The sequence below is a fragment of the Kitasatospora sp. NPDC087271 genome (assembly GCF_044744605.1).
Lineage (GTDB): Bacteria > Actinomycetota > Actinomycetes > Streptomycetales > Streptomycetaceae > Kitasatospora.
In genome coordinates, this window is record NZ_JBIUYQ010000009.1 from 1 (window position 1) to 19,490 (window position 19,490).

The following is a 19,490-nucleotide window of genomic DNA, read 5'->3' on the forward strand; positions in this document are numbered from 1 at the left end:
GAAAGCTACCTCGCCGGCCTTCACCTCCGCGGCGCAATGATCTGGATCAAGGACCTCACCCGAACCCATTGATCACGACCGAATACGCGGCCTAGCCGCCGTGCGGACGGACGGGACTGGCTGTACCTGCCGAGGGCCCTTCCCGGCCGCCCGGCAGTACTCACCGACCCTTACCGCCTCGCGGAGGCCGTGAGCCTTGCTCGATCCCAGCTCATGGCCGCTGGATATCAGTTCGGCCCGTGAAGCCTCCCGGTGCCGGCCGCTGCCCACGGGGCGTTGCCGGCACCGGGGCACCAGGGCGGTCCGACTGCCGATGCCTCGCACACCTCAGAGCACCGCCCAACCAAGCCCACCCCAGCAGGGGCCAGGCAGCACCGCCCCGTTTCCGCCGCAGCGACAACTTCCTTGATGGATCGGAGCCTTGTGAAACCCGACGAAAGGTGCGCTGCCGTCGTCGCAACGGCCTGGCGCCAGGGCCTCGACCCGCGCCGAGCCGTCCTCCTGCAGGGCGGCCCCCACCACACCTGGCGCTTGCCCGAGTCGGGGGCCGTCGCCAAGGTCTGGCGTCCGGGCACCGAAGCCGAAACGGCCTTGCGTGAAACGCGGATTGCGCGATGGCTGCTGCGTAACGGCATCCAGGCTCCGCGCTCGGCCGGCACATCCGCCTACCCGCTCGTGCACTCCGGCCGCTACCACCTCCAGGTCACCTTCGTCGAGGACCTCGGCGACCGCACGCCCCGTCCGGCCGACCTTGCGGACGTCCTGCAGCGGCTGCACCGGCTGGCTATCCCCGCGGGCCTGGGTCTGCCGAAGTTCAACCCGTTCAGCTCGCTGTCCCAGCGCATCAGGGACCTGCCCCCGGGCACGCTGTCCTCCGACCAGGAACAGCACCTGCGCGTGCTGCTGGCCACCACCCGGTCCACCTGGCGCGCCACGCCGCCCGGCCCGATGTGCGTGATCCACGGCGACGCCACCCCGACGAACTGCATCAGCACCCCACACGGTCCCGCCTTGATCGACTTCGAGCGCACGGCGGTCGGACCCGGCGTGTGGGACCAGGCCGCCGCCGGGTGGAGGCGTGACATCTTCGGCACGCCGGGCGAGGAGTGCGACGAGTTCTTCACCGCCTACGGTCACGACGTCACCAGCGTCGACGACGGCCGCTCCTACCGTGCGATGACCCCGCTCTTCGCCCTCGGCGCGTGGCTCTTCCTTGCCGAGTACACCCGCATCGACCCGGACCTCCAGGACGAGGCGGACCGCCGGCTGGCCACCATCCTCGCTTCCCCCCTGCCGCCGTTCCCGTGGCGCTGGCGCCCCGCCTCCCGCGCCAAGGCCGAAGCCGCGATGGCCACCTGACCCGGCACGACGGACAACCCTCCGCCTGCCTGCGAGGTCCGAAGCCCGACCTCCCGGCAGGTCACGGCAACAGGCCGGTCACCGATGACAGGCCACTCCGCAACGACCTGCTCCGCAGGACACCCGAGAGAAGGAGACAGCATGAACCCCACGAGCACCGCGCTGGCGCCCATCCAGAACGACTTCCTGGAACTGCACCGCTCCGCCAACATCGTTCAGTCGTACGAAGGCAGCATCGTCCACGGCACCCTGCAGACCGAGAGCTACGCCCGCGCCGTCTTCGAGCACGCCGGCGAGTTCTACCCGGTCTCCAACGAGGACATCGAGACGGCCATCCAGGCGAGGATGGCCCGGCGGGACCTCATCAACGGAGAGCGCAAGTTCGAGATCATCATGAGCGCGCGGGCCTTGACGGCGGACATCGCGGGTGCGGCCGTGCTCCGCGAGCAGCTGACCTACCTGCTGGAGTGCATCCAGCGCCCGGGCCTCACCCTCGGCGTCATCCCCGCAGGCACCCTGGTCCGCACCTACTGGGACTTCACCATCATCAACTCGGTCCGGGTCGAGATCGACCAGTACGCGGGCCCCCGTACCGTCACCGACCCGGCGACGGTCGGCCGCTTCCGGGACGTCTTCGACCGCCTTCGCCGCACCGCGGTCGACGGCGACGACGCGCGCGCCCTGATCAGCAGCCTGATCTAGAACCGGCCGAAGCTCTCCTTGGGGGTACGCCCTCGCCCCATGCGGAGCGGTCACCGCGAGGACGCAGGCCGCGCCATCCGCACGACCTGGTGCGGCCCGCCAACGAATCGCAGTTCGCCCCGCCAAGGATGAACAGCCAGCTGACCCGCAACCAGAGCAGCCGAGGCCGTCTCCCGGCGCTGCGGCTGATCGGCGCAGACTCCCTGCCCGCCGGCCGCCCCGGACACCCCTGCCGCCCCGCCCAGTAAGGCACGACACCTCTACCCCTTGGACCGTCAATGACCATCTTCGAGCACCGCAACGACGCCGATCTCGACGTCGTTGTGTTCGCCCGCTACTGCGGCCTCATCGAGGCCGCCGCCCCACTGGTGGCGGAGTTCTCCGGCCTCGCTCTGCCCGGGCGCATCATCGCTTGTCCGGTCAGCCCGGAGCAGTTCATCGAGCGGCAGGTCGAGCACTCCGTGCTGATGACCTCCATGGCCATCGGTACCCTGCCGGACGGCACGTTCCCCCGACGACGCGGTCACCGCCATGATCGCGCAGACGCGTGCGTACACCGAGCAGATGGTCTCCCGGCTCTACCCGACCTCCCGGGCAGCGATCATGTGGCGCGAGGACGGAGCAGCCGAACTCACCTACATGCCGCAGGTGTACGACGAGCACCTCCACCCGACCGAGCGGCAGCTGACCACGATCTTCGCGCACCAGCTCGCGCACCTGTCCCAGTACGCGCTTCACGTTGAACTGGCGTACGCGCTGCTCAGGTGCAAGCTCCGGGACTCCACTGCGGGTCTGCCGCCCGAGCAGCATCGCAACCCCGCCGCCCTCACCTTCGGGCACGGCCAGTACGTCGAGCGCCTCGTTTCCAAGGCGCTGTGCGGGCAGGACGTCATCGGCGCCCTGCCCGGCGACCCGGAACCCAGCGCCCTGTACACGGAGCTGCGACGCGACCCGCATGCCCCGACGAACAGCCCGTACGTCAACCTCGGTGAACAGTTCGTCAAGGTACTGGTGACCGCCGGCGGGTTCCCTCTGCTCCGCGCCGCTCTGACGCAGGAAGAGCTGTACCCGACCGACGCCGAAGTCGAAGAGCCGACCCTGTGGCTCACCCGCCACCACGCAGCCGTCGAGTCCGCCGCGGCTGCGGACGAGGGTGCTTCCGCGCTTTCCGCGTAGAGGCCAGCACGCCGAAGACGGTGGGCCGACCCGATGTCCGTTTCGAGTCGGCACCACTGCTCCCTGGCCAAGACCTCACATCAACGGGCCGAGATGGAGGCTGCACCGTGATGGACCACCTTCTTCACTGTGGCGTTTCTGTCGCGCCGCAGGGTTGGCAGCCACGGCACGAGGTCGTGATCGCTTCCAGGTGGGCAGGGCTTGCGGCACCTCGCCGGTCAGGCCGCTATAGCCGCCTTGAGCTGCGACAAGGCGGCCTGTGCCTCCTCGCGGACGTCCGGCAGACCTCGGCTTGCGCGCACCACTCGCTGGATCTGGTGCGGCAGCCGGTGCGCCACCGCTCCCCGCACAGCCGCTGTCAGGCTCTCCCGGGCAGCCTGGTGGTCGCCCCGAAGGGCCAGGACCTGCCCGGCGGTGATCGCGGAGATGATGCGCCACTGCGTGGTCGTGTGAAGTCGAGGCGTGGGTGCACGCTCAAGGATGCGAACGGCCTCCTGGACACGGCCGGTGGCGGCGAGTCCCCGTACGTGGACCTCGTGGTGGCTGAAATCGGAGAACAGGGACGTCGTCGGCGCCACGTCCAACAACCGGAAGCCTTCGGTCACCGCGTCGTCGAACGCGGCCCGGTCTCCAGCGCTGCCGGCGGCGCGGGCCAGCAGGATCACGGCCTCGGCTCGCTCATCAGGTGTGCGGGCGGCATCCCGGGCCTGGGTGAGCCGGTCAACTGCGGCTCCCAGGAGACGGGCCTTGCGGAGTTCGTTGCCGTGGTGGCGCAGGGCGTAGGTGTGCAGGGTCGGATCGCCGAGGCGCCGGGCGACAGCCAGTCCTCTGCCCGTCCAGCGGGCAGCGGTGGCCAGGCGCTCGTCCGGCAGGACGTGACCGAGGGCAACGCCGAGGCCGACGCGGGCGCGAGCGAGAAGCCGCAGTACGTCCGTTTCGGTGCGGCCGTCTTCGACCCGGGCCTCCAACCGCGCCACCAGAGGCCACAGCTCGTCGACCGCGGCGCTGGCCTGGCCGACCTGGCGGGCGATCTCGGCCAGGCGCAGGACGCTCTCCGCGAACTGGATCATGGCGTGGTGGTCTCCGTCTGCGTCGTCGGTGATGCCGAAGCAATGGGGCGGAAGGCGGAGCTGGTCGGCGATGTGTCGCAGGGCGCCGATGTCGGTGATGGTGCGCGAGCCGGTCTCCACCCGGGACACGTAGCTGCTGGAGTAGCCGAGCAGGTCGGCAAGTTCCTGCTGGGGCAGGCCGTGGAGTTCACGGTAGAAGGTGAGGATTCCCGCCAGGCTTCGCCGGCGCAGGATCTCCTGGGCTCGGGGCGTGGTCCAGTGCCACTGGATGCCGTCGCGTGGCGCGGGCTCCACGGCTCACTCCCGGTCGAGGAGTTCGTACCAGCGGGCAATGGAGTCCTTGTAGCCCTGGGGCATGACGAGCGCGTCGACCTCGCGCCGGTGGAAGAGTCCGGCCTCCTTGTGTTCGTGGCTCACAACGGGGGGCTTGTGAGCACCGGTGGCGGTGCAGCCGTAGGTGACGATGAAGACCTTCCGGCCGGGCAGCGGCTCGTACATCCACGTATCGAGCAGAGCACTGGCGTTGGCCGTCCAGCCGCTCTCTTCCTGGATTTCGGTCTCCACCCGCTCGGCGGGGGTCTCATCGCCTTCGAGCTTGCCTCCGGGCAGCTCCCACTCCTGCCTCTCGTTTTTCAGCAGCAGCACGCGCTGCTGGCTGTCGAGGACCACACCTTTGATCGAGATGGGGAACTTTGCTGGAACGTAGGGCTGTTCGAGCTGGGTCACGCCGTCCTCCATGATGTGCGACCAGGCGCAAGCACCCCGAACGTAGCAGCCCTGAGCCGGGCCGAAGCGCCCTACTCCTGTGATCGCGAATTGACAGTTTGTCACTGTACGGCGGGGGCGATGCCGACGACTGTTGTGGTCTCCCCATCCCCTCCACGCCCAAGGGAGATCCCCATGCCTTCGAACACCCCCGGAGTGGACTTCTTCACGCCGGACTCCTCGGCGGCCGGCCCCGGTGCGCTCCGGGAGCAAATCGGGGAGGCGCTCCGGGAACGCGGCGCGGCCGGCCTGACGGGCTTGCACTGCCGCGACGACGTCCTGGAAGCGGCGCACCTGCTGCTGGCCGAGCTACGCCCGCACCGCGACAGCGGCCCGGACGGGCTGACCACGATCCGCGACACCGGCCGCCATGGTCGGCGAGTTGGCCTGGCCGGGCTGGGCCGCAGCGATCTCGCGGTCCACACCGAGAGCGCCCAGCTGCCGTGCCCCCCTCGCCTGGTCATACTCGCCTGCCTCCAGCCAGGGCGTGCTGGGGGCGAGAGCATCCTCGTCGACGGGCGTGCCGTGCTCGGCGAGCTGGCCGGCTTCCGGCCCGCCGCGATGGCGGCCCTGTCTGCGCCGCGCGCAGCCTACTTCGGCGGCGCGGACGGGCTGTTCGCCCCCGTCCTGGAAGACCTTCCATCGCGGCGCTGGCGCATCCGCCTGCGCCAGGACGAGCTGGCCCGCTTCTCACCAGAGGCACAGGTTCAGATGCCCGCATTGCGCACCGCGATCGCTCGGCACACCGTTTCGGTGCGCCTGGCCGCCGGGCAGGCGCTCCTCCTCGACAACCACCGCGTCCTGCACGGCCGCGCCGCGTTCACGGGAGAACGGCTGCTGCTGCGTGCCCTCGGGCCTGCCCATGGCGCGCTCGGCCTCGAACCGGGCTTCACCGCGCCGTGGATCGCGACCGAAAGCGCCAGGAACCCGGCGTGAGCTGGGTGGGATCCCCCCACCCTGCAACCGCAGCCCTGCCCACGATGTACGAGGAGACTCGATGCTGCTTGTGATGGTTGATGGCATCGACCTGGCCGGCAAGACCACACTGGTCGAGGCCGTGGTGCGAGACCTCGCAGATCGCGGGGTGACGGCGACCCGGCACCGCGGGATGCTCACCCGGCGCCATCCGCTGGACCGGCCCCTGCGCTGGCTGTCCATGGCCCGCCAGCCGGACAGTGCGTTCACCACGACCGCGTACCTGTTCGCCGGGTTCGCTCTGGACAACCTGCTGGCGAGGGCACGGCCGCCGGAAGCCGAGGGCTGCGAGGTGCTGATCCAAGACGCCTACGTGGACCGGACCGCCGCCTTCGGCATTGCTGGCGGCCCGTACCTCGCGGCCCGCGCGGCCCTGCGCTGGCCACGGCTGTTCGCCCGTTTCGACCTCGCGGTCCACGTGACCGCCGACATCAAGGCCCGTGCCGAGCGCCTGAACGGCCGCGACCACGTCGACGTCCGCGACCAGCGCAGTGCGCAGGACGAGCCGTTCGCCGACCGCTTCCACCAGGCGCTCGCCGTGATGGGCCGCCGCCACCGCCGCCTGGTCACCGTCGACACCACCGGGCGGGACGTGACCGAGGTGGCCCGCGAACTCGGCGACGCGATCCTCGCCCTTCCCCGCCACTCCACGCGCTGACCAGCGCGCCACTGCCCAACCCCCACGACCTCACCTGGAGGCGATCTGTCATGCCCACCACTCTGCCCAGCCCGGTGCGCCGCGCCGATACGGGCCACCTGTGGCACCCGTGGAGCCCGATCCGCGTCGCCACCCCTCGCCTGATCCTCACCAGCGGTGCGGGCTGCCGCGTCACCGACGACACCGGTCGCAGCTACCTCGACCTGCGCGCCGGCACCCTGAATGCCATCGTCGGCTACGGCGAGCAGCGCGTCGTCGACGCGATTACCCGCCAGGCCCGGCAGCTGATGACGTGGGACCTGGGCGAGGTGACCACCGAGCCGGCCGCGCTGCTCGCCGAGCGGATCGCCGCCTTCTGCCCGCCGGGCCTGTCGCGCACCCTGTTCTGCAACTCCGGGTCGGAGGGCATCGAAGCCGCCCTCAAGATCGCCCGGATGTTCCACTGGATCACCGGTGACCGGGAGCGGACGGTCGTCGCGTCCTGGACGGACGGGTACCACGGAGCCACCACCGCCGGGATCGCCGCCACCGGGGCAGCGTTTCGCCGTGACGGAGCCGGACCGCTGCCGGACGGCTTCCTGCACCTGGCCACGCCCCGGTGCCCGGGCTGCGCGGCTGGCGCAGGCGGGCACGAGTGCCGGATTCCCGGCGCCCCGGAGTGGGAGGCGCAGCTCGCGGCAGTGGGCGCGCACCGGGTGGCGGCGATCCTGATCGAGCCGGTGTTGAGCGTCGGCGGGGTCGTGGTCCCGCCGGACGGCACGCTGGCTGCGCTGCGGGCGTTGTGCGACCGGCACGGCATCCTGCTGATCGCCGACGAGGTCGCCACCGGGATCGGCCGGACCGGGCACATGCTCGGCGTCCAGCACGACCTCGGCCACGGCGGTGGCCCGGACATCGTGGTCACCTCGAAGGGCCTGACCGGCGGGTACGCGCCGCTGGCCGCCGTGACGGTGCGCCAGGACGTCTACAACGTGTTCGCTGACGACCCGTACCTGGGCGGGCTGCGGCACGGGCACACCACCGGCGGACACGCGACGGCGTGCGCGGCGGCGCTCGCGGTCCTGGACATCGTCGAGGGCGAGGACCTGCCGGCCCGCGCCCGCAGCGTCGGTTCGGCCGTCCTGGAGTACCTGTCGAAGGACCTGGACGGCTGCCCGATGGTGCGGCAGGTCCGTGGCCGCGGGCTGCTGATCGGCGTGGAGACCGTGTCCGTCGAGGTGGCACAGGACGTGGCCGCGCTCGTCCAGCAGGCCGGTGTCCTGGTGCGCTCGTTCGGGCCGGTCCTGACGATCGCGCCGCCGCTGGTCATCACCGAGGACGAAGCCCTGGCCGGTGCCCGGACCGTCGCCGACGCCCTCCACGCCGTCTCCGGGGGTGCGCGATGACCAGCGGACGCGACACCGTAGTGCTGCCGTGCGCGGGCGCCGGCAGCCGCCTCAGCCTGCCGATCGCCAAAGAGGTCGTTCCCATCGGGCCGGGGCGCGTCGCCCTCGACCACACCCTGGACTTGCTCTCCCCGCACGCCGACCGGCTTCGCCTGGTCGCCGTGCTCGGCCCCGGCCGGGAGGCCACCGCCCGCCACCTGACGGCCCGCTGCGCCAAGCTCGGCCTACCGCTCGCGATCTGCGCGCAGGACGCGAAGCTGCCGGAGTCGACCGGCGCGGTGCTGAGCTGCGAAGCGTGGTGGGGCCCGGCCACGGCCGTCCTGCTGCCGGACCAGATCCTCAGCACACCGGCCCCGCACGCTGTCGGCAACCTCCTCGACCTCGTGGGCGCCGGGCACCGGGTCGCGTTCCTCACGGCCGCCGAGAACGACCCGCAGCGGCTGGCCGTCGACGGGGCGCTGCGTCTTGAGAGCACCGCAGGCCACGCGTGGCCGCAGGTGAAGGACTTCGCGGACAAGCCGGGCCTCGAACAGGCCGGCCGCTTCGACGCCGTCTGGTTCGGCTACGCCTTCGCCCGCGGGCACGGCCGGGCCGTACTCGACGTGCTGCACCGCGCGACGCTCTGCCAGCCGTTCGGGCCCGAGGGCATCGCCCCGCTGCTCGGCGCGCCGGCGCTCGACGTCGGCCCGTTCACCGACCTAGGCACCTGGCCGAGCCTCGCTGCCACGATCACCGGGAGCGCCCTGTGACGACCGTCCTCATCCACGCCGGCCCCTACCCGGTCGACGACCAGCTCGGCGGGATCGGCATCCGCCTGTGGGAGACGGCCCAGGTCCTCGCCGACGCCGGACACCAGGTCACCATCGCCGTCCCCCGCCCCTCCGGCTTCACCCACCCGGGCATCACGGTCACCACCCGGCCCTGGGAGGAACTCCTCGCCGGGCACCGAGCACTGGTCACCACCGACCTGCCCGACACCCGGCTGCTGCTCGCCGCCCACGCCGCCGGCCTGCTCCTGGTCGCGGAGAACTCGCCGCCGATCGAGCACCTGCACTACGACGCGCTGGCCGGCCCGGACGGGCAGGACCTGTACGCGGACACGGTCGCGCGCTGGCGGTTGCAGCTGATGCTCGCCGACCACTTCCTGGTGCGTTCCGAGGCCGAGCGCGCCTCCACCCTCGGCGCGCTGGTGGCCACCGGCCGCCTGTCCGCCGCCCACCACCGCGCCGGCCCTGCCCTGGACCACCTGCTCAGCCTGGTGCCGATCGGCCACAACCGCCACTCCGCCCAGGCCGCAGCCCAGACGCCAACCGGGCCTCCGGCAGACGTCGTGTGGAGCGGCGGCGCGTGGGAGTACTGCCACCCCTCCCCACTGCTGCCCGCCCTGGACCACGCCCGCGGCCTTGACCGGGAGCTGACGCTGCGCCTGCTGTACGAGCCCGGCCCCGCCTTCCGCGCCCAGGTGCACGCGATGGGTCTGGACGGCCTGGTGCAGCTGCCCGATGGGCCGCTCGGGCACCACGGCCGTGACCGGATGCTCAACGGTGCCCGCTGCCTCGCGATCACCGGCAGCCGCACGGCGGAGTCCCAGACCTGCCACCGGCTGCGCCTTCGCGATGCCGCCCTGTACCGGCTGCCGGTCGTCGCCGACCCGCACGGCGCCACCGGCGAGGTGGTCGCCGCCCTCGGCATCGGCCCCGTCGCCGACCCGGCCGACCCGAAGGCGCTCGCCCTCGCGCTGATCGCCGCGACCGACGACGGCCCCGCCCGCGACGGTCACCTCGCCGCCCTCGACCTGGCCGCGCCCCGTTTCGACCTCGACCGCCAACTGCAGCCGCTTCTGCGCCTGATCGCCGAGTGCCGGCCCGCGCCCGACCGCAGCGATCCGGCCCACCGTGCCGCCGTGGCCCGGCTGCTCGCCGAGACCCCGGCGCTGACCACCAGCGCTCCCGCCATCATCTGACCCCGCGTCCGATCGGAGGCCACCGTGCCCGCTCCCGCTATCACCCGCCACACCCCGGCCCGCTTCACCGCCCCTCTCCAGCTGCCGGGCTTCACCCCGGCACCCGCCGAGCCCATCGTCGCCAGTAGCTGGGGCATCCCCGAGCCCGCCTTCCGCCAGCGGATCGCCGAGGACTACCGCGCCCGCGGCTACGCCGTCGTCCACGTTCCCGGCACCACCCCGGCCGAGGCCGACCTCGCCGCGCTGGCCGACGCGCTCGGGCTCGGCCCGGCGTTCAGTCCGCCCCAGTACCGGGGCAGCACCCACACCCAGGGCGGTGTCAGCCGCCTCACCGCCGCCGCCGACCCGGCCCACCCCTTCCAGGACCGGGCCGGGCAAAACCTGCACTGCGACGGCACCCTCCAGCACCTCGGCCAGGTCGCCACCACGGTCATGATCTGCGTGCACCCGGGCCGATCGGGCGGCCAGACCCAGCTCTTCAACGCCGTCCAGGCGTTCGCCGAGCTGCAGGCGGCGGACCCCGAAGCCGCTGCCCAGCTCACCCACGAACGCGCGCTGGTACGCACCTCCACCTTCGTCGACGGCCTGTCCACCGCTGGCCCGGCGTTCGGCCGCGACCCGGCGGGCCACCTGGTCACCCGCTACAGCCTCACCGCCACCGACTCCTACCACCCCACCGCCCCGGGCCGGCAGGAGCACATGGACCGCGCCCTCGCGGCGCTGGCCGACGCCGCCGCCGACACCTCCTGGAACCGCACCGCCTTCACCCTCGCCGCCGGACAGGCCCTGGTCCTGGCCAACGACAAGCTCTGCCACGGCCGCACCCCCTTCACCGACGACCCCGCCGCCCCGCGCCTGCTCCTGCGCGGCCTGTTCACCACCCGACCCACCGCCTGACCCGTCCGCCACCCACGCCAGGAGCACGGCATGACCCTCACCACCAGCACCGGCCCGGACCTCGGCTCCGGTACCGGCGACCCGAGCGGCGCGCAGCTGCTCACCACCGCCCTGACCGTCCTCGCCGGGCACGAGCGCGCGGCCCGGCAGGTGATCAACCTGGTGCCCGCCGAGAATGCGATGTGGCCGATCGCCCGGCTGCCGCTGGCCTGCGACCTCGCCGGCCGGTACATGTTCGACCAGCACCCCGACCCCGACTTCGGCGAGTGGCGCTTCCCGGGCGCCCGCGACGCGCAGTGGCTGGAAACCGGCCTCGCCGTCCCCCTGTTGCAGCGGATGCTCGGTGCCGCCCACGTCAACGTGAGGCTGCTGTCCGGCCTGCAGGCCATGGAGATGACCCTGGCCTGCTACCCGGCCGGAGCGCCCGTCGCGGTTCTGTCCCCGTGCCAGGGCGGGCACTACGCGACCGCCGACATCGCCCGCCGCCTCGGCCTGCACGTCCTGACCGTCACCGGCCCCGACCCGCACCGCCTCGACCTCGGGCAGCTCGCCGAGCTGTGCGCCAGGAAGCGCCCGGCGCTGCTCTACATCGACCAGTGCCATGCCCTCGTGCCCTACGACATCGTGTCGATCACCACCACGGTGAAGAAGGCGTCGCCCGGGACCGTGGTACACGCAGACATCTCCCACCTGCTCGGCCTGGTCCTCGGCGGCGCCGTCCCGAACCCGCTCGACTGCGGGGCGGACAGTCTGTCCGCGTCCACCCACAAGTCGTTCCCGGGTCCGCAGAAGGGCATTCTGGCCACCAACCGGAGCGGCATCGCGGCAGCGTGGCAGCAGGTACAGCCGCAGCTGATCTCCAGCCACCACTTCGGCTCCGTCGCGGCGCTGGGCCTGGCGCTCGCGGGCTTCGCCGACCGCGCGGGCGACTACGCGCACACCGTCGTCGCCTGTGCCCGCTCGCTCGGTAAGCATCTCGCCACGGCCGGTTGGGACGTCGCCGGCGCGGACTTCGGCTACACGCGCACCCACCAGCTGTGGGTCACCACCACCCCGCGCCTGGCCGCTCGGGTCGCCGCGCAGCAGCTGTACGCGGCCGGAATCCGCGTCAACTGGCTTGACGACCTGCCGCTCGGCCACCCGGCGCTGCGCCTGGGCCTGGCCGAGGCCGTGTGGTGCGGCCTCACCGCCTCGGACATGCCCTTCCTCGCCCAACTCATCGACCAAGCCCTCACCGGCACCCGCGAGCCGGCCGACATCGCGGCCGACGTCGCCGTCCTGCGCACCGGTGAGCGCTACCCGTTCGCCGCCCGCCCCGGCGAGGAGGCCATCGCTGCCCTGTCCGAGGTCACCGCGCTGCTCGGCGGCGGGGACGGGGGGACGTGCTGATGGCGCTGCCCGCACCCGACCTGGCGGCCGACGCCTCGTGCGTCGCGGTGTACCGCGATCTGCGCGACGGGGTGGCCCGCTCCTCCGCACAGATCGGCTACGGATACAACCTCTACCCGATCTCGACGGCGACCGCCCGACACCTGCAGCAGGTCCTGCGGGCGTGCCTGCGCGACGGGCGCATGCACGAGTACGGCACCGTCCACGACGAGCACGACCGCGCCCTCGCCGCCACCCTGGCCGGCGAGTACCTCGGCGTCGCCGTCGACGAGGACCAGGTGATGTTCTGCGCGGGCGCGAGCGAAGGGATCGGGCTGGTCTCCCGGTACCTGGCGGCGTGCTGCGCCAGCATGGTCCTGCCCGCGCCGTGCTACTTCGCGTTCGAGCAGACACCGCGCCGCCACCCGCTGGCCGTCGCCGGCCGCTACCGCGGCGACGGCGCCGTCCACTGGTCCGGCGGCGGAGCCAGTCACACCGCCGTCGTCGAGATCCTTCCCAACGGCGTCACCGGCACCGGCTTCCGCCCGCCCGCCGTCCAGGCCGATTTCCGTGTACTCGACCTGGTCTTCCAGGCCGGCGGGCACAGCAGCGGGCGGCACCTGGTGGCCGACCACGCCCGCACCGCGCTGGCCGGTCGACTCACCGACACCGCCGTCCTGATGACCCCGTCCAAGGACCTGTCCCTGCCTGGGCTGCGGGCCGGACTGCTCATCAGCGGGGACACCGCCCTGATCGCCGCCGCGCGCGACGACGTGTTCGATCGCGTCGCCAGCGCCAACCCGATGGTCGGCCATTTCGTCCTGCTCTACCTCACCGTCCTGCTGATGGCCGAGGCTGCCCACGACAGCGACCCGGGTGCCTTCGCCCTGCGCCACGCCTGGGTCCGCGCCCAGTACAAGCGCCACCGGGTGTCCACGTGCCCGACCGAGTTCACCTGTCGGGCGATCACCGACCACCTGGACCGCATGGCCGGCCACTTCTCTGAGGCGTTCCGCCTCCTCACCGACCACGGCTCCGGCCTGCTGCGGGTCAGCGACGACATGCGGCCCATCGCCGGGTACTCGCTCCTACCGCGCCTGAACGTCGACCTGCCCACTCCGCAGGACCTGGTGGGCTGGGTCAACGCGGTCGGCCGACGCTTCGACCTCAAGCTCAACCCCAGCCTGCTGTTCGGCGGCAACCTCGCCTCCTGGAACGCCCTCTACCCCGGTGAGCCGCGCATCCGCGTCAACCTGTCCGTCCCGCACGCGGACCTCGTCCGTACCCTGGACCTGCTGCGCACCGCCCGACGCGAACTCGACCGGGTGGGGGCGAAGCGATGAGCGCCCTCACTCGCCTGATCACCGCCGCCGCCGAGGCCCGGCCCGACGCGGTGGCCGTCGACAATCCGGGCGTCGCTTCGCGGACGTGGGCGCGCCTGGACGCCGAGACCCGCGACTTCGCCGCCGCACTGCTGGACGCCGGGTTCGCCGAGGGGCCGTTGCTGCTCGCCGTGGCGCCCGGCACCGGCTGGGTGGCCGCTCTGCTCGGGGCGTGGCGGGCCGGTGCGGTGGCGGTACCGTTCGACGCCGGGCACCCGCCCGCCCGCCTGGCCCGTCTCGCGGCCGGTTGCCGGGCCCGCGCGGCGGTCACCCCGGACGGCACCAGCCCGCACTGGGCGCCCGCTCTGCCCGCCGTCGCCGCCGGTGCCCGCAGCTGCGGCGACCTGCCGCGCGTTCCGGACGAGGCGGCGGCGTGCCTGTTCCACACTTCCGGCTCCACCGGCGCCCCCAAGCCCGTCGTCCTCTCCCACCGGGCCCTCGCCGAGCGGGCCCGGGAGATGCCGGCCGCTTCCGGCCTCACCCAGGCCGACCGGATCGCCCAGCTCACCAGCCCGGCGTTCGACGCCGTGCTGTGGGAGGTGCTGTGCGCCCTGGCCACCGGCGCCACCCTGGTGACTGCCCCGTCCGCGGCCCGCACCCCCGGGCCCGCCCTCGTGCGGTTCCTCGCCGAGCAGCGGATCACCGCGCTGACGTGCACCCCCAGCCAGCTCGCCGCGACCCCCGCCCCGGCACCGGCCAGCGCTCTGCCCGACCTGCGGCTGATCGTCCTCGGTGGCGAAGCCCTCCACGTCCGCCCGCTCGCCGCCTGGTTCGCGCCCGGTCGGCGGATCGCCAACGCCTACGGGCCCACCGAGGCCGGCATCGAGGCCTTCCTTGCGCCCGACGTCGACCCGCACGCCGATCCGGTGCCGATCGGCCGGCCTCTGCCCGGGGTCGTCCCGATCGTCCTCGACCCCGAGGGCCGGCCGGTGCCGGACGGCGAAGCTGGCGAACTCCACCTCGCCGGGAGCGGACTCGCAGACGGCTACCTGCACCGGCCCGAGGAGAGTGCCGCCGCGTTCATCACCGTCACCGACCCCGCCACCGGCCAGGCGGTGCGCGCCTACCGCACCGGCGACCGCGTGCGCCGTCTGACGGACGGCCAGTACACGTTCATCGGCCGCACCGACCAGCAGCTCAACCTCCACGGTGTGCGACTCGAACCCGGCGAGATCGAGGCCCGCGCCCTGGACCACCCCGAGGTCCTGGCCGCGTGCGCCGTCCTCGACCCCGACCGGCAGCAGATCGCCCTCCACGCCGAAACGGCCACCGGCCTCGCACCGGCCTCGCTGCGCCGCCACCTCGCCGAGCACCTGCCACCGGCCGCCGTCCCCGCCCGCATCACCTGCCGGCCCCGGCTCCCGCGCACCGCCAGCGGCAAGATCGACCGCCGGGCCCTCGCCACCGAACCCTCCGAGTCCGACAGCCCGCCGGGGACGGCCAGCACCGTGCTGCCCGAGCCGCTGGCGACCTGGTGGCACGACGCCACCGGTACCCCTGCCCCGGAGGGCGGCGACTTCTACGCGGCCGGCGGCGACTCGCTGGGCGCCGTCGCCCTGCTCGCCCGCCTCAACGAGCACTACGACACCGACCTGACCATCGCCCAGTTCGCCGCCGACCCCACCGCGGCCAACCTGCTGCGCACCATCCGGAGGAACCGATGAACCGCACCGCCGCCGAGCCCCGCATCCGCGGCATCCTCGTCGACCTCGACGGCGTCGTGCGTTTCTGGCACCGGAAGGGCGCGACCGCCGCCGAAGCCGAACTCGGCCTGCCGCCGCGCGCCCTCAGCGCCTACACCTCCAGCCGCCACAGCGACGCCGCCCACTCCGGGGCGCTCACCTGGGGGCAGTGGACCGCCGGAGTGCGCGAGCGCATGGTCGCCAGCCTCGGCACCGAGAGTGCCGACCGCGCCTTCGCCCTGTGGAGCGCCGACCGCGGCGAGCCCAACGCGCCGATGGTCGCCCTGCTGCGCCGTGCCCGCGCCGCCGGCCTGACCATCGCCCTGCTCACCAACAACACCACGATCCTCGACAACGACCTCGCCCACCACCGGCTCGATGTTCTCTTCGACCACGTCCTCAACTCGTCTACCACCGGCCTGACCAAGCCGTCCCCGCGCGCCTACGAACACGCGCTCGCCACCATGGGGCTGAGCGCCAGCGAGGTTGCCTTCGCGGACGACTCCGACATCAACGCCGACGCGGCCCGCGCAGTGGGACTGCACGCCCACCACTTCCGGGAGCCCGGCGGCGCCGACGCCTTCGAGCAGTACCTCGCCAGCCTCGGCGTCACCCTGCCCAGCGACCCGGTCCACCCGACGCTGCCGGAACCGGTCAAGGCAGTCGCGCCGCCGCCCGGCCACGCCGAGCACGACGACCACCAGAGCGTACGCACCCGCTACCTCTCCACCGGTCTGCCCGCCGTCGCCGTCGCCACCCGTCTCACCACCTGCGGCGCCGCCTGGGCGCAGCCCACCGGCGAGCACACCCTGGCCTCCGTCGACGACAGCGGCCACGTCACCCAGTGGCGGCTCGTCCCGCCCGGTACCGAGGCGGCCCACGTGGCGGGGCACCCCGGCGCCTGGATGCCGCAGCCAGCGCCGCCGGGCGCCGAGTACCTGCCGCCGTGGACTGCCGCCACCCGCGCCTCGGCCGCGCGGCACGCCACTGGCCTGCTGACCGAGGCCGCCGCCGCCCTCACCCGCACCGCAGGCGCCCACGGCGCCGGGGACCGGCTGTCCGCGGCGCTGCACCTGGAATCCGCACGCCATGCCCTGACCCGCTTGGCCTCGATGCTCGCCCGCCGCCAGCCGCGCCCCTGGCCCGATGCCGCAAGCGCCCGCTACCTGGGCCAGGCCGCCACAACGCTGCTCACCGCCTCCCTGCGGGTCGACCCGACCACCCCTGCCGGGCTCTCCCGCTCGGTGACCGCCCTGTTCCACCTGCTCGGCCGCCTCCGCCAGAATTCGGCCCTGCTGCTCGGCGCCGAGACCGCCTGGCCCTGGCCCGACCTCGACCGCCATCTCGTCCCCCTCCTCGACGCCACCTTCACCGCGCCCGGGCCCGACGTGCTGTACGGCGCGGGCCTCGCCACGCCGTACGACGACCACCGGCCCGTCGCACCCGCTCTCGCCGCCGCCCTGCGCACCTTCGCCACCGACCACCTCGCCGGACGCGACGTCCTCGAACTCGGCGCCGGCACCGGACGCATCACCGCCCACCTCGCCGCCGGGCCCTCGACCTACACGGCGCTCGAACCGTCCCCGGACATGGCCGCCCTCCTGACGGCCCGGAACCTGCCCGGCGTGCGACTGTTCCTCGGGACCGCGCTCGCCATCCCCCTGCCGGACGCCAGCGCCGACGTCGTAGTCGAGCACGAGGCGCTGCTGTTCACCGATGACCCGCTCGCCGCCACCGACCAGGCTCTGCGGGTGCTGCGTCCCGGCGGCCAGCTGGTGCGCCTGCTACTGCACGCCCACGGCGACGACCCGGCCGGCGATCTGGACGCCGCCTACCGCAAGGCGGCTTTCCAGGACCAGCCCGCGCCGCTGATCACTGGCAAGGGCACCGACCACCTTGTCACCGCCCACCTCGGCGCCCATGGCCTGGACACCACCGTGACCCTCCTCGCCGAGTACGACGACCACCGAACCCCGTCCAGGCCCTGGCCACGCTCGCCGCCCGGGCCTGGCCCTACCAGCAGCAGGCCGACAGCGAGCAGCACGCCGCCGGGATGGTCGCCGCCGAGGAACTCGCCCAGGCCTTCCCGCTGGTGGGAGGACCGGTGCGCTACCGCCTGCGCGCTCTGACAACCCGGCTGGAGGCGCGGTGAACGCCGCTGCGCACCTACCGGACGGCTACGCCTGGGCGATCGGCCTCGACCACGCCCAGGCCCTGCTCACCGACGCGACCGTTCCCCTCCTGGCCACCGGCGAGCAGGCGCGCGACGAGCGGATCGCCGCCGTCCTCGCCCGCTACGGGACCGCCGCTGGGCCCCTCCCGCGCCCGGCCCGGGCGTGCGCCCGCGTCGTGTCCACCGGCGACGACCCGCGGCTGGGCCGGCTCGCCGCCACCGCGCTTGGCCGCCCCCACCACCACTACCCGACCCTCACCCAGGCCCTCGCCGACCCCGGCCCGGCCGGCGGCAGCGTCCTGCTCACCGCCGACCCCGCCCACCTGACCCTCGCCGACCTGCTGCCTGCCCTCGACACCTGGACCCGCCACGGCACCCGCCTCGGACTGCTCACCGGACGCGACGTACCCGCCGCCGTGTTCCTCCTCGCCAAGATCCTCGCCGCCCCCTCGACCCCGAACGGGGCATCTGCGCTGATCGACGGCACGACCGGCCGCTCCCGCCACCTCCACAAGCCCGGCGCGCCCCGGCTCACCACCGCCGACGCAATCGGCTCCCCCTGGCGCACCCTGCTGGTCGACGCGCACGGCTCCGCCGCCCACGCCCACCTCGGCACCGCCGTGCTGTGCGGCCTGCCCGGCGACGCCGAACGCACCACCCGCACCGGCCACCTCGTCCCCGGCGGCTGCACCCCCACCCGGTGCAAGGCCGCCCCGTCCAGCGGCCTCACCATCCACCACCCACACGACCTGCACGCCGACGTCCTGGGCCTCTACGTCTGCAACGCCATCACCCTCGGCCCCGACGAGCAGTACCCCACCACGGTGAACCTCGCCTTGGACGCCGTCGACGGGCACCCAGCCGCCGTGTTCGGTCTCCTTCGTGGCGACGCCGACACCGCCACCGAAGACCCCCACGCAGCCGCCGACCTCCTCCACACCGGGGCCGACCTCGGCACCGTCACCATGGACACCAACCGACGCGCCGCCGAACGCGGACTCACCGGACCGGCCGCGATCCTCCTCGGCGACCCCGACCACCACCCCCATCCGGTGCACAGCGACCGCCCCGCAACCCCCGCACCCCGCACCAGCCCCCCACGTCCGCCCGCCGTCCTCGCTCTCGAGCAAGACCGGGAACTGGCCGACTGGACGCAGCGCACTGCCGAGGCCGCCCTGTTCGAGGCGGCCCTCGGCGACTCCCTCGCCCGCCGTCCAGACCCGGGCCTCGACCAGTGCCTACGGTCCATGGGCGAAGCGCGCAGCGGTGCCCAGACCCTCCTGCGCCGCGCCGCCCCCACCGGACTCCTCGACCACGAGGAGCTGGAACGCCTCGCCGACCAGTGGGCCGAGCACGCGCTCGCCCTGCTCACCCGCACCCGCGGCGGCGCGTTCGGCCGCCAGCTCACCGCGCTGCGCGCCACCCACCGAATCCTCCGCACAACGCCGGCTCAGCCGTGCCCGCACTGCGCGATGCCGCTGACCGCGGAGCACCTCACCAGCGTGCTCGGCCCCTGCAACCGCATCGCCGTCACCTGCCCGCGCTGCGGGCCCGCCCACAGCCGCCCCGCAGACCAGCCCCCGCTGACCGTCCACGCCCCCGCCGCCGTCCACCCCGGTCGGCGCTTCACCCTCACCGTCGACGGCCCCGAACGCGGCCTGCTCGTCGTCCACTTGCGCCCGCGCAGCAGCCGCTCCGGCAGCTACGCCCACGCCACCACCGACCTCGCGCCAGGGCCGCTGACCGTCGACCTCGACGTCCCCACCGGCCTAGTGCCCGAACTCGACCGGCTCTGGCTCGTCAACGCCGACCGGTTCCACCTCGCCCTCCACCAGCGGCGCGTGCCCGTCCTGCCCGCCGGGTGCAACCCTGGCAGCAGTACCCGCACGTCGTAACCCTCGGCCAGCTCCCGCAGTTGGCCCAACAACCAGCACC

17 protein-coding genes are annotated in these 19,490 nt (G+C 73.4%); 14 read left to right on the plus strand and 3 right to left on the minus strand.

Features of this window, described 5'->3' with window-relative positions; all coding sequences use genetic code 11:
- The first annotated feature begins 531 nt into the window (after positions 1–531).
- Both ACIO9K_RS17140 and ACIO9K_RS17145 read left to right on the plus strand, forming a co-directional pair.
- On the plus strand, positions 532–1,359 hold the full coding sequence (locus ACIO9K_RS17140) for a phosphotransferase family protein (protein WP_400330542.1): 828 nt from the start codon (positions 532–534) through the stop codon (positions 1,357–1,359).
- A gap of 141 nt (positions 1,360–1,500) precedes the next feature.
- The gene (locus tag ACIO9K_RS17145; RefSeq protein WP_400330545.1) at positions 1,501–2,061 is read left to right on the plus strand and encodes a DUF5753 domain-containing protein; all 561 of its coding nucleotides are present in this window, start codon (positions 1,501–1,503) and stop codon (positions 2,059–2,061) included.
- Positions 2,062–2,336: 275 nt separating this feature from the next.
- On the opposite strand, the gene ACIO9K_RS17150 is transcribed toward ACIO9K_RS17145, so the two are convergent.
- Positions 2,337–2,618 (minus strand): hypothetical protein, encoded by a 282-nt coding sequence (locus tag ACIO9K_RS17150; RefSeq protein WP_400330548.1) that lies wholly within the window; start codon positions 2,616–2,618, stop codon positions 2,337–2,339.
- Between ACIO9K_RS17150 and ACIO9K_RS17155 the strand changes: the two genes are divergently transcribed.
- Positions 2,593–3,237: a hypothetical protein gene (locus ACIO9K_RS17155; protein ID WP_400330551.1), complete on the plus strand. Its 645-nt coding sequence runs from the start codon at positions 2,593–2,595 to the stop codon at positions 3,235–3,237. The two genes, ACIO9K_RS17150 and ACIO9K_RS17155, sit on opposite strands and share 26 nt — an antisense overlap.
- 218 nt (positions 3,238–3,455) lie before the next feature.
- Here the strand turns inward: ACIO9K_RS17155 and ACIO9K_RS17160 are convergent, their stop codons facing one another.
- Positions 3,456–4,601 (minus strand): helix-turn-helix domain-containing protein, encoded by a 1,146-nt coding sequence (locus tag ACIO9K_RS17160; RefSeq protein ID WP_400330554.1) that lies wholly within the window; start codon positions 4,599–4,601, stop codon positions 3,456–3,458.
- 3 nt (positions 4,602–4,604) lie between these two features.
- A complete protein-coding gene (locus ACIO9K_RS17165) occupies positions 4,605–5,033 on the minus strand; it encodes an NUDIX domain-containing protein (protein WP_400330557.1) in 429 nt (142 codons plus the stop codon).
- 174 nt (positions 5,034–5,207) lie between these two features.
- On the opposite strand from ACIO9K_RS17165, the gene ACIO9K_RS17170 reads away from it, so the two are divergent.
- From ACIO9K_RS17170 to ACIO9K_RS17220, 11 genes are all read left to right on the plus strand, one after another.
- On the plus strand, positions 5,208–6,008 hold the full coding sequence (locus tag ACIO9K_RS17170) for a TauD/TfdA family dioxygenase (RefSeq protein WP_400330560.1): 801 nt from the start codon (positions 5,208–5,210) through the stop codon (positions 6,006–6,008).
- A gap of 61 nt (positions 6,009–6,069) precedes the next feature.
- Complete coding sequence (locus ACIO9K_RS17175; protein WP_400330562.1) at positions 6,070–6,705, plus strand: hypothetical protein; 636 nt, start codon at positions 6,070–6,072, stop codon at positions 6,703–6,705.
- A 50-nt stretch (positions 6,706–6,755) separates the two neighbouring features.
- Positions 6,756–8,090 carry an aspartate aminotransferase family protein gene (locus ACIO9K_RS17180; protein ID WP_400330565.1) on the plus strand — a complete coding sequence of 445 codons (1,335 nt, stop codon included), beginning with the start codon at positions 6,756–6,758 and terminating at the stop codon, positions 8,088–8,090.
- On the plus strand, positions 8,087–8,839 hold the full coding sequence (locus ACIO9K_RS17185; RefSeq protein ID WP_400330568.1) for a hypothetical protein: 753 nt from the start codon (positions 8,087–8,089) through the stop codon (positions 8,837–8,839). The genes ACIO9K_RS17180 and ACIO9K_RS17185 overlap by 4 nt, the downstream gene beginning before the upstream one ends.
- Positions 8,836–10,053, plus strand: a complete 1,218-nt coding sequence (locus ACIO9K_RS17190) for a hypothetical protein (RefSeq protein ID WP_400330571.1) — start codon at positions 8,836–8,838, stop codon at positions 10,051–10,053. Before ACIO9K_RS17185 ends, ACIO9K_RS17190 begins: the two co-directional genes overlap by 4 nt.
- A 24-nt stretch (positions 10,054–10,077) precedes the next feature.
- Positions 10,078–10,950: a TauD/TfdA family dioxygenase gene (locus tag ACIO9K_RS17195; RefSeq protein WP_400330574.1), complete on the plus strand. Its 873-nt coding sequence runs from the start codon at positions 10,078–10,080 to the stop codon at positions 10,948–10,950.
- Between the two features lie 30 nt (positions 10,951–10,980).
- Complete coding sequence (locus ACIO9K_RS17200; RefSeq protein WP_400330577.1) at positions 10,981–12,339, plus strand: hypothetical protein; 1,359 nt, start codon at positions 10,981–10,983, stop codon at positions 12,337–12,339.
- Positions 12,339–13,661 carry a hypothetical protein gene (locus ACIO9K_RS17205; protein WP_400330580.1) on the plus strand — a complete coding sequence of 441 codons (1,323 nt, stop codon included), beginning with the start codon at positions 12,339–12,341 and terminating at the stop codon, positions 13,659–13,661. The genes ACIO9K_RS17200 and ACIO9K_RS17205 overlap by 1 nt, the downstream gene beginning before the upstream one ends.
- Positions 13,658–15,364: a non-ribosomal peptide synthetase gene (locus tag ACIO9K_RS17210; RefSeq protein WP_400330583.1), complete on the plus strand. Its 1,707-nt coding sequence runs from the start codon at positions 13,658–13,660 to the stop codon at positions 15,362–15,364. The genes ACIO9K_RS17205 and ACIO9K_RS17210 overlap by 4 nt, the downstream gene beginning before the upstream one ends.
- Positions 15,361–17,511, plus strand: coding sequence for an HAD-IA family hydrolase (locus ACIO9K_RS17215; protein WP_400330586.1), 2,151 nt, complete (start codon positions 15,361–15,363; stop codon positions 17,509–17,511). Before ACIO9K_RS17210 ends, ACIO9K_RS17215 begins: the two co-directional genes overlap by 4 nt.
- Positions 17,512–17,530: 19 nt before the next feature.
- Positions 17,531–19,450 (plus strand): hypothetical protein, encoded by a 1,920-nt coding sequence (locus ACIO9K_RS17220; protein ID WP_400330589.1) that lies wholly within the window; start codon positions 17,531–17,533, stop codon positions 19,448–19,450.
- Positions 19,451–19,490 lie beyond the last annotated feature (40 nt).